Below are 14,671 nucleotides of genomic sequence, written 5' to 3'. Positions count from 1 at the left end.
ATACTTGTCTTATACCAGAAAGGGCTTGTGTTCCACCAAGCCGTCACGCACCGTTTTGATGGCCGGCGACTGCTCGACGCGCAAAGCGTTAAAAGGGAAGTCCCGCAGGTTCACATAGCCCATACTAGTGGGCTCCACAAAGCGCTCAAAAGGCAGGCTGGTCCTGAAAAGCTGGAAGTAGAGCACACGCCGTGCCTCATGTACAAAAGCCTCCGGCTGCGGCACTTTGTCGGCGGCCAGGAAAGCTTCGGCCTGGTGCTTGTATTCACTCAGACTGGCAGGAAAATACAACGTAGGGTATTGCGTGTAGCGAGCCGCCCCAGCGCAGAGAGCCGGCTTGCCCATGATAGAAGCTTCCAGCCCGATCGAAGAGTTGTAGAGCATGACAAAGTGCGCTTTAGCGATCAATGCGTACGAGTCCACATAGTCCGTCGGTGGGATGAAGACAACATTGGGCAAAGCCAGCAAGCCGCGCGCCTGCACCCACTCAGCTACGCTTTGGCGGCTCTGCTTGGTGGAGCCAGGGCGCATCTCATCTGGATGGGCGCGGATGACGAACAACGTGCGCGGATTGGTTTGGATGAGCTCGGCTACATGATCAAGCCAGGCGAACATGTCCGTGAACAGCACATTGGCATGTACCTGACTGGTATCAAAAATGACATTGGTAAAGACTGGCACCAACTTATCGAACTGGGCTGCTTTTGCCAGAAAGGCTTCGTCCAGCGCTTGAATATCTTGCCAGAAGCGGATGCCGGCCATGCTGAAATCGCCTTTGAAACGGCGACTTAGGTAATTGTCCAACCGATGGTTTTCTGCTTCACCCAGTTGAAAACTCTCAGGGATTTCCATGGGATAGGCCGTGGCTTCGCCTGCAGTAAAGAACGCACTCAGCGGCTGCAGGCCGACTTCATGCGTTATCACGCGCAAGCCGCGCTGCAAAGCGATCTGGCGCGCCACAGCCTCAGGGAACATGATGCCATTGAAAACCACCACAGCCAGCAGGTCCCTGCCATCTATGAAGGCAGCAAACTCACGGGCCACATTGTTGGCGGAGAGGATGTATTCGCGCAACAAGATACGCGTGGGCTCATCGTCTGCCAAGTCATGGCGGCGCAACGCCCAACGCAGCGAGGGCAGCACCAAGTGGCCGAGCGGTAAGCCGCCGTACTCCACAGCCAGCAAATCATCAACGCTCAAGGACTGCAGGCGAGCGATCAAAGCGGCGTCGGGCTGGTAGCCGAACCCCTGCGCCTGCGCACCGGCATACATCCGGCGCGATTGGGCCATGCAGGCCGCGCACGGCGGCGCCTGGGTGGCATCGTCCGGGTTGGTGCCCAGCACGCAGCGGCTCATGCCCGCGTTGCACACGAAGTGCAAAACGGGCACGCCTTCCAGACGCAAGCCCCACGAGGCCAGCAGCGAAAACGCCGCATTCTGGCTGAGATGGCCCAGGCGCGTAGAGGCATTGAAGAACACCACCGGCTTGTGCTGCGCCTGCTCGGCGGCCGCTACGGCGCGGGCGGTGCGCGCCAAACGCACCCGGCTACGCAACGTAGCGGGTGCGCGTTGGAGTTTGTTGGCTATTCGCTTGAGCACAGTGAACCCAGCCGCGTAGAGCGGCAAAAATTACTTGGCGCGGCGCAGCTTCTCGAGGGAGGGCTTCTCGCTATCGTATACGCGCTTTACGCCGTCACCCAGGGCTTGCTCGGTGACACGGATGTATTTCACCAACTTCTGCAAGCCGCCCGGTTCCACCGAGGCGGCCTGGTCGCTGCCCCACATGGCACGGTCAAGCGTGATGTGGCGCTCAATAAAGCAGGAACCGAGGGCCACAGCCACCGCAGAAAGCACTAACCCGACCTCGTGGCCAGAGTAGCCCACTGGGCAGGCAAACTTTTGGCGCAGGGTTTCGATCATGCGCAGATTCAGCTCATCCGGCTCACAGGGATAGGTGCTGGTGGTGTGAGTGAGCATGGTGTTGCCCATATCCACATGCTTAATGGCTTCGTCGATCTGCTCCATGGTAGACATGCCTGTGGAGAGCACCACCGGACGGCCAGTCTTGCGCACATGGTCCAGCAGGGCATGATCGGTCAGGGACGCCGAGGGAATCTTGTAGCAAGGCGTGTCAAACTTCTCCATGAAATCAACAGCCGGCTCGTCCCACACAGAGACGAACCAGTCAATGCCCTTGGCCTTGCAGTGCGCATCGATCTCGGCATATTCCTTCTCGCCGAACTCAACTTTATTACGGTAATCCATGTAGCTGATGTAGCCCCACGGGGTCTCGCGCATCTTGTCGCGCTGGTCGGGCGGCACAGCCAATTCTGGCGTGCGCTTCTGGAACTTGATAGCATCCGCCCCGGCCCACTTGGCCAGATCGATCAATTGCTTGGCAACATCCAGGCTGCCATTGTGGTTGATGCCGATCTCACCGACGATATACACCGGGTGGCCATCCCCCACCATGCGTTTGCCAAGCTTTAATTCTCGAGTCATTCGTTCGTCCTTTGGGCGTTTATCGCCATGATTAAATCACAAAGCTCGCGCACTGCGCCATGCCCACCGCGCTGCGTGAGACGCTGGTCGGCCTGGCGCAACACAGCGGGGTGCGAATCGGCCACGGCCACAGCGCAGCCCGCGATGGGGAAGCACGGTAGATCATTGGTGTCGTTGCCGAGGAATAAAGTAGCTTCCGCAGGCACACTCAGCTCCGCCAGTAGCTGGCGCAATGCCTCGCCTTTTTCCTTGATCCCCTGGCGATAGCCAATCTGGAGCTTCTCGCAGCGACGGGCCACAACGGGGTTGCCCTCACGCGAAAGCACGAAGACCTGCACGCCGCTTTGCTTCAGTTTCTCAAGCCCCAGACTGTCACTACGGTTGGCAGCGATCGATTCCTTGCCGTTCTCATCCATCCAGACGCGGTTGTCGCTCAGCACCCCGTCAAAATCCAGCACCAGCAGCTTGACCTGCTTGGGGTACGGGCGTGGCAGAGGGCCAGGCCACACGGCGTCCAATTCCCCCGAGGTGGCCAGCCATTCACCACGCTGCCAGTCATTCATGGTGTCAATGTCCACGCTGTAGCGCGGGTCTACCAACACGGGCAGTATCATCTCGCCGCTCATGGAGTGTTTGTTTAGGATGACTGAACTGCGAATTGCATCAACATGGCCGGTCTGCCAATAGGTGGCGGGCAGGTTTTGGCGCGGGGCGTTGTAGGGTTCCCCGATCCCCTTGACCTTGAGCAGCGGCTGCATCTGCCCATTGGCATCCACGCGCCACATCTTGTGGGGGTTTTGGCCGCTGGGCACTACCCCGCGGGCCGAATCGGCTTTGGGGTTCTTGAGCAACAGCTGCACGGCCTCATCCACTAGGCCGCGCGGGCGCAAGGGAGAGGTGGGGCGCAGCTGCACCACGATCTGCGGCTTGTAGCCTTCGTTCTTGGCGAGCCAGGTGAGCGCATGCTCAAACACCGGCAGGTCTAGCGTGTTGTCCTGGGCAAACTCCGCCGGGCGGATGAAAGGCGCCTCGGCCCCAAGCTCACGCGCAATGCGGGCCATATCCTCATCATCGGTGGAGATGATGGTGCGCGTCACGGTTTCCGCTTGCAGGGCGGCGGCGATGCTGAATGCCAGCAGCGGGTGCCCGGCGAACAGGCGCACATTTTTGCGCGGAATGCTCTTGGAGCCGCCGCGGGCCGGAATGATGGCCAAGACTTCAGGCTTGCTAGACTTCATTGCTACCATGCCGTCCAGCCGCCATCGACGACTAAATTCGCACCTGTCATATAGCTCGAAGCGTCGGAGGCCAGGAACAACAGCGCGCCGTTCATTTCATCCTGCTGGGCCATGCGGCCCATGGCAGCACGGGCGGAATAGGCTTTGACGAACTCTTCGTCTTGCGTGTTGCGCACGCCGCCGGGGGTGAGCGCATTCACGCGGATGTTCTGCGTGCCGTAGTAGGTCGCCAGATATTTGGTGAGGCCCAGGATGCCGGCTTTGGTAACGGTGTAATCCACCGGCTTGAAGGAAGGCGGATGACCCTCGCGCTGGTAAATACGCTGGTCAGGCCCGCCCAAGCCGTACGTGGAGCAGATATTGATGATGACCCCACCCTTCTGAGAAAGCATGTGCGGCACTGCCGCCTGACTGAACAGGAACGCGCCAGTGAGATTAACCGAGAGGGAATTGTTCCAATTCTCCAGGCTGTATTCTTCAAACGAGCTGTTGTGCTTACCTACTTCACCGGCATCAAACTTGGGGTCGAGCGCGGCGCTATTAACGAGGATATCCAGGCGGCCAAACTTCGCCACAGTGGCTTGCACCGCGGCTTGCACGGCAGCTTTATCGCTGACGTTGCTGGCTACAGACAGGCTGGCTTCACCAAGCTCGGCGTGCAGGGCAGCCAGCTTGGCTTCGTTGAGGTCTACCAGGGCTACCGAGGCGCCAGCCTGCACCAGGGTGCGGCAGAACTGACTGCCAAGCAGCCCTACGGCGCCAGTGACCAGCGCCACGCGGCCGCTGAGATCGAATGCAGATTGAATGCTGGACATGGGTTAGCCCTTAAACCGCTCTTGAAACGAAAGTGGCCTGTTTTTGCAGGCCATGGCGGATTTTATCATGGCAGATCCAGCTCTATGCGCACGCCCCTTTGATGCGCCTGATGGGCCGCAAGGGCGATCTCCAAGGCGCGCACGCCATCCTGTAGGGAGCACACCGGTTGCGCAGAACCTTGTGTCACCTCCAAAAAGTGGCGCGTCTGGGCAATAAACAAATGATTGCGTTCAAAGCCTGCCTCAGGCGCAAACTCGCGTTGTTCACCCCTGGCGTCGATCTGTAGCAGCGTGCCGGTGCCTGCATCCCACTCCAACCGGCCCTGGGTGCAAACGATCTGCAAAGTGTGGCTGGGCGGCTGCTGCACATAATCCAGATGGACGCTGGCCAGCGCCCCGCTGGCGAATTCAAGCCCAATCTCAGCCTGGTCCTCAACAGCGATCTCCAGCTCGCCACTGTGGCTCAGCATAGCCCACAAACCAGTCGCTTCGCCCAGCAGCCAACGCAAATAGTCAAACGGGTGGCACAGGGTCAATACCACACCGCCGCCCAGGTCTGCGCGGGCGCTGTAGCTCTGGCGGTAGTCTTCATAAGGATGCCAGTTTGGCAAATACTCACCCCAGTGGGCACGAGCGGAAAGCACCCGGCCAAGTTGGCCCGAACGCAAGATCTCTGTTGCGATCTGCAGGGTGGGATGGAAGCGCCATTGGAAGCCCACCAGCACGCGGCTGCCGCCTGCAGCCACGGCAGCTTGCAATTCATAGATGCGCTCCATACTATGGCTGAGCGGCTTCTCAAGCAGCAGGCTGCAGCCTTGGGACGCGGCGGGGATGGCAACATCGAGGTGCAGCGCGGTGGGGTTGGCAACCACGACCGCGTTGGGCTCGTGCGCCAGAGCGGCTGCAACCGTGTGCTCCACAGGGTATTCCGCCAGTTCGCTTGTATCCAATTTGCTGTTGTTGCTGCGCAGGAACACAAAGTCTTTTACACCCAGGGCGCGCAAGTTATCAAAGTGGCGTTTGCCGATGGAGCCATACCCGGCGATCAGGATCTTCATGACCAGTCAGCCCCAGCCTCATAGCCCCACTTCAATAAAGCCGCGCCGGTGCGCTCTTTGAAGATGTTCTTGTCGCCCGGTGTAAAGAATTGACGCCACACAGGTTGAGCGCTCTTTTCCAGAGCAATGTCTTCTTGCGCGATCTCGCCGGAAACCTTGGCTTCTAGCCCATCCGCACTTAGTCCCAGGAATGCCCACACCTTGGCGAGCATATCGAACGGCCGTGCCAGCAGGTCTTCATAGCGCAAAGAGTAGTAGCTCTCGCCATAGAACTGGTGCCCCAGGCGGTCAGTCTCATTCACACCAGTTGCCCACTGGGCAGCGGCATCTGCCAGCCAGCCTGGAGCAAAGATGGCTACATTGTCAGCCGGGCGGTTGCGCTCGCGGCGGGGCGCGGAGACATCACTGCCGGTGAGCTCTTGCAGGCGTTGCTTTACGAGCACATCGCGGCCATCGCGCACAATGTGGATCAAGTTTGCATCGGGATAAAAGGCGGCCATCTCCTCCACGGCACGGGCGCCTAATTCATTGGGACTTTGGTCGCCTACAACGGTCTTGCCCAACGGGTGTGCCTGGCGCTCGAGCAAAAAATCGGCCATGGCCCGCAAAGCAGCCGTGGTGGGCGGCGCAGCCACCTCTTCAGATTGCGCAAATAGCTCACTGAGCACGGGTTGACTAGTGAAAAAGTGTGCCTGCGTGCCGCAATACAGGTCTGGGTGCACATTGAGCAAGCGCGCCAACACCGCTCCGCCGGAATGCGGCTGCCCGAGCACAAAGAATTTCTGGAGCGGGAAGAACTCTTTGACCTCGGCCAATTCAACAGCGGAGAGTGGGGGCAGCGCGATGCGGGACTGTGTCTCCTTGCCTGTAATGGCGCGCATGGCTTTGCGCAACGGCAAGCTCATTCGCGGCCTCTAGTCTGGCCCAGGCACGAGAGCAGGTAGGCGCCCGTGCGCTGGCCGGCGCTGGCATCGGTGAAGGTGCATTCACGTGCAATAAAGGCAGCGCGCTCCTCAGCATCGGCGCCGGGATGGGTCAGGTAAAAGTTGAGCGCATCGCGCAACTGGTCACTGTCATAGGCCACACGACCCGCGGAGGAATTGCGGAAGCGCGAGTGGGTAGGCCAATCACCAATGCGTGAAAGCGGCAGGGTGAAGTTGCCCGGCCAGCCTTCAGGCGAGTCAATGCATGCGCTTACCACTGGCGTCTTGTGGGCTGAGGCTTCGACTACCATGGTGGAGTAAACGGTAACAAACACGTCTGAGTGGGCCATCATCGACGATTTCTCGTGCATATCTTCCCCTGAATAATGGCCCAGCGAGCCACCCAGCGCAACCGGCTCCACTACATGAACATGCGGGTGCTTCTTTGCTAAGGCGAAGATGGCTTCGCGCTCCTGCGCAAACCGCGGCACATCCATGAAGTGATTGGGGTGCAAGCGTACCAGCAGCTGGCTGGGCTCGGTTAGTTGCCCGCCGGAAACTAGATCGGCCAGCGCCTCGATATCCTGAATATTGGGCGAGAAGGTGATGAAACTGCTGGCGAAAGAGATCAGCTTACGCTGCGGGTCAAGCCCATGGGCTTGGAAATACTCAGCCCGCGGCAGCACCCACTCCTGTTTGAAGTAGCCGTCATAGGAGGGAATGCCGCCAATATGCACACGCGCCGGATCCCAATCCGAGCCATCGACCAGCTCCTGCTTCTGGATCTCAGACCAGCAGGTGATCCAATCCACCGGTGCGCCGGGCAGGCTGTAACTGCTCGAATTGTCCCAACCAACAATGACAGACGCGGTGGGTATGCTGTGGGCAGCCGCCTCGCGCAGCAAGTAGCGGTCATAGCGCCAACCGGGCGTACTGGCGACCACCAGGCTGGGCTGGTACTTGGCGAACAGGTCGCCGTAGATATCCGGCGTAAAGCGTTGCTGAGCGCGCTGCAACCAACCGCGCGCCCGGCGGCTGCGGCGCAGGATGGCGACGGCCAGTTGCATAAAAGGGAAGAGTAGTTTGCGGCGCGAATGCGCCTCATCCTTCACCTGACTGATGTAGCTATCTACCGCCTCAAGGTTGATGCGATTGGACGCTCCCGCGCGGCGCAAAAAGTCCAGCCACCATTGAACGCCATAGGAGCGCGTCTGAAAATACTGCTTGACCTGTTTGAGTCGCAGCCCTTCGATGATCAGGCCGGGCTGAGCAAAGCGATTGCGAATGCGTTCGACGATCTCGTCATCGGTGAGTAGCACGACCTCGACGCCGTCGTCGAGCAAAGTGCGCAGGACATCGCTTTGCAAGAAATAAACGATGGCCAGGCCGTGATCTGCGCTAATAAAGATACGTTGTGTCATTTTTGTGTACGATGCAAGCGGTCAAAGCTCCAACCGTTGAGCCACTGCAGCAGCTTGCGCAGCGGCGCCCAGCCCCAGATGGCGGATGTGCGTTTCTGCACTATGGGAGCCACGGGCAGAGTGCCACCCAACAGGTCCCCTGCAGCAGGCAGTTGGTTGCCCATATGCTGCACATGCCACTCGGCGGTGGATAGGCGCAGGTAGCCGCGCGCATTGATGGCCTCGTCCAGCAGGCGCACGCGGCCCATTGGCCGCTCAGCCGGGATGGGCAAAACTTCCTGCAAGATACGCTTGCGCGCCGTGAATTGGAAGTGGGCGGCGCCGACCCAGTATTGGCGTTTCTTGTAGCTGAGGCGTACGGCCTTGTTGTCTTTGAAAAAGGCGCGCCCGTGCTCCTCGCTGTTGCCCAGGCTGCGGACGTGCTTCCAAAAATCATCCCAGCTGAACAACTGACCTGTTTCAAGTTTGGCGCCGCGCTGCCCCTTGGCCCATTTGACCGTAGCTGTGGAGTATTTTTGCGGCGTGAGCATGGGCATGGCGGTCACCATGCCGGCTTGCGGCAGGGTACGCAGTGCATCCAGACTGCTGGCTAGCCAGCCGTTATAGAAATATACATCCGCATCCGCATAAGCGATGAACTCACCCGGCGCGGCTGCAAAGCAGATGTTCCAGGCCGCCGGCTTGCCGAGATTGCGCTCCGACAGTGTGAGGTACTGGATGCGGCCTGCGGTCTGTTCGGCCAGCAGGTACTCGCGCACCTCGGCGCACGAGCCGTTGTCAAACAGCATCAGGTCGTAGGCGCCCTCGGTGTTGGCGTGTAGGCTACCCAGGCACAGCTTGAGCAGCTCAAGGTTATGTGTGTAGTAGCCGCTGAGGAACGGGATGTAGCTGATGACCACGACTGTCACCGGGGCAGGCGGAGCGATGCTTTCCACAGATTTGATCGGGTTCTGGCCGACGCGCATGGCTAACGGCCTCCCAAAGCGAAGCGCAGGTTGCGCACCTGGCGCATGATGCGCCAGCGCAAGCCGCGGCCCTCGATGGCGTTCGGCTGCAGCCAGCGCTCAATGCTGCGAAGTACACGGATGGCAGACAACCCTGCGCGGCGCACTTTGCCATTCACCAGCTCATAGGGCACATCCAGCAACATGTACATATTGCGCATGCCGCCGCCCAGCATCGTATTCTCATCGGTCTCGATGTGACGCTGGTGGCCGTGCTCACTATTGAGATGGGCATAGTTGTGGTTTTGGTGCACGATCTCTATATCCGCGCTGCAATCGATGGCTTGCCACTTGCGGCGATTGGCCTCATACATCATCCAATTGTCCCAGCCCGCCCGGCCAATGGCGAAGGTAGGCATGCCAGTATACAGATGGCGCCGGAAGGCGAAATAATCGCTGCCGCCGCGGCTGTGCAGCTTGCCACGGGCGTGCATGTCGGCCCGTAGCCGACTATCCCAACCGGCCGAGAATTCCAGCGACTGAGTGATATCGAGATCATAGCGGCGGCCCAGAAGCACAAAATCAGGCGCCTGAGCGGCGGCTTGCCGCAAGGACTGCAAGAAGCTTGGATAAAAGATAATATCGGCGTTGACATAAACCAGATACGGCGCAGTGCTGTTCTGGCGCGCCGCGTCAAAAATAGCGCTCACCAGTGGCGTTCCGTGTGAATTAGCCGGCACCTCAGACACATGCTTGACGCGAAACTCGGCTGCCGCCTCGGCAATGCCCTCATCGCTGCCTACAAGCACAATATCCACACCCTCACCCAGGGCCAACCACGAGCCGAGCGCGTTGCGCTGGATGGTGGTGATGTGCGGGTCACGGAACGGCTTGGGGGCCGTGAAGATGCATACTTGCGTCATCGGCGGTCATCTACCTGGCGGTAGTCCTTGTGTTGCACGGCAGCATTGATGTCCGCCAGATCAGGTTTGGCCTGCACCAGGGCCAGAATGTCTTTCCATGTAAAGGTATCGTCGGGAAACTGGCTGGCGATGGCGCGCGCCAGCTCCAGATCCTCAGGCGTATCCACTGTCCAGCGCAGATCACCGTACGGCGGCTCATGCGTGAATTCGGCGATGCGATAGCGCTGCGGATTCTCATAAAAGAAGGGCATCGCATGCTCGCGCTGGTGCGGCTCTTTGGCTTCCGCCCAGGCCGTTTCCAGCGCGGCGCGGGTGCATAGCTCTGCATCCAGGCCGATCGGGATCGTGCGGCCTTGCGGCAGCCGGTTGGCGGCGAAATCGAGCGGTGGGTCTGCGCTCACAAATTTGTGCACATACTCATCCAATAAACCGGGGTCAATGAATGGACAATCAGCGGTAATGCGCACGATCACATCGGCCTCAGTCTGACGGGCAGCCTGCATATAGCGGTCGAGCACATCGTGCAGGCTGCCGCGTACGCAGGCTACACCTTGCTCGGCGCAGTAAACCGCCAGTGGGTCATCCAGCGCCCCTTCGGGCGCGGCCACCGCCACCTGCTGGATGCCAGTGGCGCGCTGCGTGCGGCGCAGCACCCAAGCCAGCACAGGCTGGCCGTTGAGGTCAGCCAGCACCTTGCCGGGCAGACGGCTGGAGCCCATGCGCGCCTGGATGATAGCGACAACTTTGGGAGCGCTCATGCCACCGCCATTTCGTAGGCGCGCTGCAGGCCCAGCTTGTTCTTAGACCAGTCCGCGCGGGCTTCAGCCTGCTGGCGGGCGCGTTGTGCGTAAGGCTTCAAGTCAGTTTGCATGGCTGCCACAATCTTATCGGCAAGTGCGGCTGCATCGCTCACCGGGAACAGCCAGCCTTGCTGGCCGGGTTGTACCCACTCGCGGTTGGCGGGAATATCAGAGACCAGCGCAGGGAGCTCACACGCCAACGCTTCCATCAAGGAGACAGACGAACCGTCGCTGCGCGAAGCACTGATGTATAGGTCCGCAGAGCGGTAATACTCCGGTAATTCTTCCTGCGAGAGGTAACCGGGCATGTGCACACGCTCCGCAAAGCCGGAGCGTTCGACCAGCTTGCGGATGCGCGGCGCCAGGTGCCCGCCGCCGGGCAGCAGCAGACGCAGCTGCGGCTGGCTGGGCGCCAGCGCGAAGAAGGCCTGCAGCGCCGTCTCTGTATCGTAGACCGCCTCCCAGCTCCGCAGGTGCAGCAAAACGAAACTATCCTGCCAACTGAGGCTTTGGCGTAGTGCGCTTTCAGCCGCAAGTGGCTGGAAACGTTGCAGGTCAATGCCCCAAGGAAAGACTACGGCGCGCTGCGGGTCGTAACCCAGCTCGGCCGCCGCATCCACTACGGCCTGGCAATCGGCGATGAGCACACGCGCTTGTCGCAAGGCGACGCGTACTTTGCGGCGCGCCCACCAGCTACGCTGAGCGGTGTAGAGAATATCCGAGCCCCACGACATGGCGGCCAGCGGCCGGGCGCCAGCGCCGGCCGCTTGCCAGGCCAGAGTGTGCAAAGGGCCAGCATGAACTACGTCTGGCCGGTGGGTACGCACCACATCGGCAATACGCCCCTGTACCGCGTGCACGCCCGCCGGCAAATGCTCGGCCTGTACGCGCTCGGGGGCGGCGCATAGAAACAAGCCGGTGTGCCCCAACTCTGCAATGGCAGACAGGAAGCGCCGGTCATGCGGGCCATGCTGCTGACTGATATACAACACTTTCATTCAAGCTCTATGCAAGCAAGCTCTATGCTAGATCGCTCAGGCGCACTTCTTTGCCGTAGGGCATGTCGGCGGCGGCCTTTTTGCCCAGAACCTGCGGAATATCCCAAGACATCAGCGCACCATCAACAGCCGGGCGCAGCACTTCGAGCATGTCTTCGGTGAAGACCTCGCCAGCCTTGACGTCACGCGCTACGCGCAGGCAATGGCGCTGCACAATGTAGGTGTCCTTCTCGTTCTCGGCCACAAACTTCTGCTCAGAGCCAAGGGCACGCTCCAAGATGCGCACTTCGCTGACCATGTGGGCCCAATTGGCGGGATTGAGGGCGAATTTGTGATCCGGTCCTTCACGGTCATTGCTATCGGTAAAGTGACGCTCGATGACACGCGCCCCCAGCGCCACCGCGCCCACTACGGGCGCGGCGCTCTGGGTGTGATCAGACAGACCCAGGATCACATTCGGCCATTTTTGAGCGTAGGTTTTGAGCACATTGAGGTGCAGGTGGTCGTAGTTGCTTTCGGCGGCAGTGTAGTTGGTGTTGCATTGCATCAGCACGATCTGCTGGTTGACCGGTAGCACCACCGCCATGGCGCGCTCCACATCGGCCATGTCACAATCACCGGTAGCCATCAGAATCGGCTTGCCAAAGCTGGCCATGCGCACGATCGCCTCTGGCCAGGACATCAGGCTGGAGCCGGCCTTGAAGGCGGGCACATACGGCTCCAGCATATCAATGGCATCGTGGTCATACGGCGACGAGAAATAATGGATGCCGTACTTGTCGCAGGCCTCTTTGAGGATGGGTGTCCACTCGAACGGGATGGAGGCATCTTCATAGACCTCGACGACACTCTTGGTCCAGGCGGCCTGGTGGGAGATCTGGCCGCCTAGCGAACGGAAACCGTAATCGGAGACGATCTTGGGGGCGCGGAAGTTCTGGAACTTGGCGGCATCGGCCCCAGCCTCTTTGGCCAGGCGGATAAGTTCAATGGCGCGGTCCAGATCGCCGTCATGGTTGGCGGCGATATCGGCAATAAAGTAGGCAGGATGCTCCAGGCCGATCTTGCGACCCTGAATAGTAATCTCCAACACTGTCATCCTTTCACCACAGCAGCCGCCATGGCCTGCACCGTCTGGCGGTGTCCGTTTTGTGATTCTACAAATAAGCGCTCAATGCCATCGGCTACGCTGGGTAGCTGGCGCCCGAGCGCCTGGGTGAGGCGGCTGACATTTAGCCGCAGGTCCGCCGAGCGCGGCGCCTCGGCGCCAGCACCCTCGGTGTTGGCTGGCTGAACCAACTGCTCATCCAAGCCAAAGCGCCGCGCAATTGCCACGCCAAAGTCATATTTGCTCAGGCTGTCGCGACTGCCGGCATGGTAAATACCGTGTGCGTCCTGCTCCAGCAGTTCCAGCAATATCTCAGCCAGCAAACCCACATGCAGCGGGCTAAACAAGCGATCCGTAAAACCCTTGACCGCAGTGCCCGCCGAGAGGTTGTTGTAGAAGAACTCGGCCAGGCTGTGATTGCCTTGCAGGCTCCAACCGAACAGATTGGGCCGCACGATCAGCCATTTGGGGTGCGCCGCCTTGACCGCCAACTCCGCCATGCGCTTGGTCTTGCCATACACGCTGAGGGGGTTGGGCGCGTCGGTCTCTTTGTACGGCGCCTTGCTGCCGTCAAAGATGGCATCGGTGGAAACATGCAAGAAGCGCATGCTCCGCTCTGCGGTAGCGCGCGCCAGTTGGCCGGACAGCTCCGCATTCAGTTGACGGGCCAGCTCCGGTTGCTTTTCACACGCATCAATATTGGCTAAGGCGGCGCAGTGCACCACCCAGTCTGGCTTAGCCGCCTCCAACACAGCATTCACCGCACCAGGGGCCAACAGGTCCGCCTGCAAGGTCTCGAAGCTGGGATTGTGCAGCGGCCGCAGGTGCGTAATGCCCACCACCTCATAGCGCGGCGCGGCCTGCAAGGCGAAGTTGCTGCCCAACAGGCCGCTGGCGCCGGTGACCAGAATGCGGGCCGCCGTACTCATTAGCTCAGCTTACCTGCTTTCATATCAGCTTCGATCGGGGCGATGATGTCGCGGATCTCGGCTGGGTTGAGCATTTGCTCGTTCTCGTTGCTGACGTAGTGGAATCCATCCGGCAGCGCTTTGCCTTTATCCGCCCACGAGTGCACGAAGAACGGCCCTTGCGCCGGCTGGATGACGTACATGCTCTCGAGTTCCACCGCGGAGCGGGCTTCGTCTTCCGATATCAGCATCTCGTGCAGTTTTTCCCCGGGGCGGATACCGACTACTTCGATCTTGGCATCCGGGGCAATCGCCTGGGCCAGGTCCGTGATGGTGGTGCTCGGCAGCTTGGGCACGAAGACTTCGCCGCCGTGCATGATCTCAATGCAGTTGAGCACAAAATCCACGCCCTGCTCCAACGAGAGCCAGAAGCGGGTCATGCGCTCATCAGTAATGGTGAACTTGCCGGCCTCGCGCTGGCGCAGGAAGATGGGCACCACGCTGCCACGGCTGCCCACTACGTTGCCGTAACGCACGCAGGCGAAGCGCGTCGGGCGGTCACCGGAATAGGCGTTGCTCTGAACGGTGAGCTTCTCTGCGGCCAGCTTGGTGGCGCCGTACAGATTGGCGGGGCTGACCGCCTTGTCCGTGCTGAGCGCCAGCACCTTCTCCACATTGTTCTCCAGCGCGGCTTCGATGACATTGGCCGTGCCGAGGATATTGGTCTTGATGGCCTCCATCGGGTTGTACTCACAGGCTGGCACCTGCTTGAGCGCCGCGGCATGGATGACGATGTTGACGCCATCCATGGCGCGCTTGAGGCGCTGCTCGTCACGAATATCGCCGATGAAGTAGCGCAGATTCTCTTGATTGAAGCCCGCCTCGCGCATCTCGTGCTGCTTGAGCTCATCGCGGCTAAAAACAATGATCTTCTCTGGCTGGTATTTCTCCTGCAGGATCTTGATGCAGGCCTTGCCAAACGAGCCGGTGCCGCCAGTGATCAGGACAGTTTGATTTTTCCAGTTCATCTTGCTCT

At 60.1% G+C, this 14,671-nt stretch carries 14 protein-coding genes; all 14 read right to left on the bottom strand.

Going from position 1 to position 14,671, the window contains the following annotated elements:
- Positions 1-9: 9 nt before the first annotated feature.
- Positions 10-1,599, bottom strand: a complete 1,590-nt coding sequence (locus tag KIT08_06285) for a hypothetical protein (protein UYN88708.1) — start codon at positions 1,597-1,599, stop codon at positions 10-12.
- Positions 1,600-1,629: 30 nt separating this feature from the next.
- Positions 1,630-2,502, bottom strand: coding sequence for an N-acetylneuraminate synthase family protein (locus KIT08_06280; GenBank protein ID UYN88707.1), 873 nt, complete (start codon positions 2,500-2,502; stop codon positions 1,630-1,632).
- Positions 2,499-3,740 (bottom strand): acylneuraminate cytidylyltransferase, encoded by a 1,242-nt coding sequence (locus tag KIT08_06275; protein ID UYN88706.1) that lies wholly within the window; start codon positions 3,738-3,740, stop codon positions 2,499-2,501. Before KIT08_06275 ends, KIT08_06280 begins: the two co-directional genes overlap by 4 nt.
- 2 nt (positions 3,741-3,742) lie before the next feature.
- Positions 3,743-4,555 (bottom strand): SDR family oxidoreductase, encoded by an 813-nt coding sequence (locus tag KIT08_06270; GenBank protein UYN88705.1) that lies wholly within the window; start codon positions 4,553-4,555, stop codon positions 3,743-3,745.
- Between the two features lie 65 nt (positions 4,556-4,620).
- Complete coding sequence (locus tag KIT08_06265) at positions 4,621-5,613, bottom strand: Gfo/Idh/MocA family oxidoreductase (GenBank protein UYN88704.1); 993 nt, start codon at positions 5,611-5,613, stop codon at positions 4,621-4,623.
- On the bottom strand, positions 5,610-6,518 hold the full coding sequence (locus tag KIT08_06260; protein UYN88703.1) for a sulfotransferase: 909 nt from the start codon (positions 6,516-6,518) through the stop codon (positions 5,610-5,612). The genes KIT08_06265 and KIT08_06260 overlap by 4 nt, the downstream gene beginning before the upstream one ends.
- Positions 6,515-7,957, bottom strand: a complete 1,443-nt coding sequence (locus KIT08_06255) for a hypothetical protein (protein UYN88702.1) — start codon at positions 7,955-7,957, stop codon at positions 6,515-6,517. The genes KIT08_06260 and KIT08_06255 overlap by 4 nt, the downstream gene beginning before the upstream one ends.
- Positions 7,954-8,922, bottom strand: coding sequence for a glycosyltransferase family 2 protein (locus KIT08_06250; GenBank protein ID UYN88701.1), 969 nt, complete (start codon positions 8,920-8,922; stop codon positions 7,954-7,956). The genes KIT08_06255 and KIT08_06250 overlap by 4 nt, the downstream gene beginning before the upstream one ends.
- Positions 8,923-8,924: 2 nt before the next feature.
- Positions 8,925-9,824, bottom strand: coding sequence for a hypothetical protein (locus KIT08_06245; protein ID UYN88700.1), 900 nt, complete (start codon positions 9,822-9,824; stop codon positions 8,925-8,927).
- Complete coding sequence (locus KIT08_06240) at positions 9,821-10,582, bottom strand: glycosyltransferase family protein (protein UYN88699.1); 762 nt, start codon at positions 10,580-10,582, stop codon at positions 9,821-9,823. Before KIT08_06240 ends, KIT08_06245 begins: the two co-directional genes overlap by 4 nt.
- Positions 10,579-11,622 carry a glycosyltransferase gene (locus KIT08_06235; GenBank protein UYN88698.1) on the bottom strand — a complete coding sequence of 348 codons (1,044 nt, stop codon included), beginning with the start codon at positions 11,620-11,622 and terminating at the stop codon, positions 10,579-10,581. Before KIT08_06235 ends, KIT08_06240 begins: the two co-directional genes overlap by 4 nt.
- Positions 11,623-11,644: 22 nt before the next feature.
- Complete coding sequence (locus KIT08_06230; protein UYN90789.1) at positions 11,645-12,709, bottom strand: N-acetylneuraminate synthase family protein; 1,065 nt, start codon at positions 12,707-12,709, stop codon at positions 11,645-11,647.
- A gap of 5 nt (positions 12,710-12,714) precedes the next feature.
- Entirely contained in the window at positions 12,715-13,656 is a 942-nt protein-coding gene (locus KIT08_06225) for an SDR family oxidoreductase (GenBank protein ID UYN88697.1), read from the bottom strand.
- On the bottom strand, positions 13,656-14,663 hold the full coding sequence (gene pseB / locus KIT08_06220) for a UDP-N-acetylglucosamine 4,6-dehydratase (inverting) (GenBank protein ID UYN88696.1): 1,008 nt from the start codon (positions 14,661-14,663) through the stop codon (positions 13,656-13,658). Before pseB ends, KIT08_06225 begins: the two co-directional genes overlap by 1 nt.
- Between the last annotated feature and the right edge of the window lie 8 nt (positions 14,664-14,671).

Source organism: Anaerolineales bacterium (assembly GCA_025808555.1).
GTDB lineage: Bacteria > Chloroflexota > Anaerolineae > Anaerolineales > UBA11579 > JAMCZK01.
Note: the sequence above shows the minus strand (reverse complement) of the source record. Positions and strands in the feature narration are given on the sequence as shown.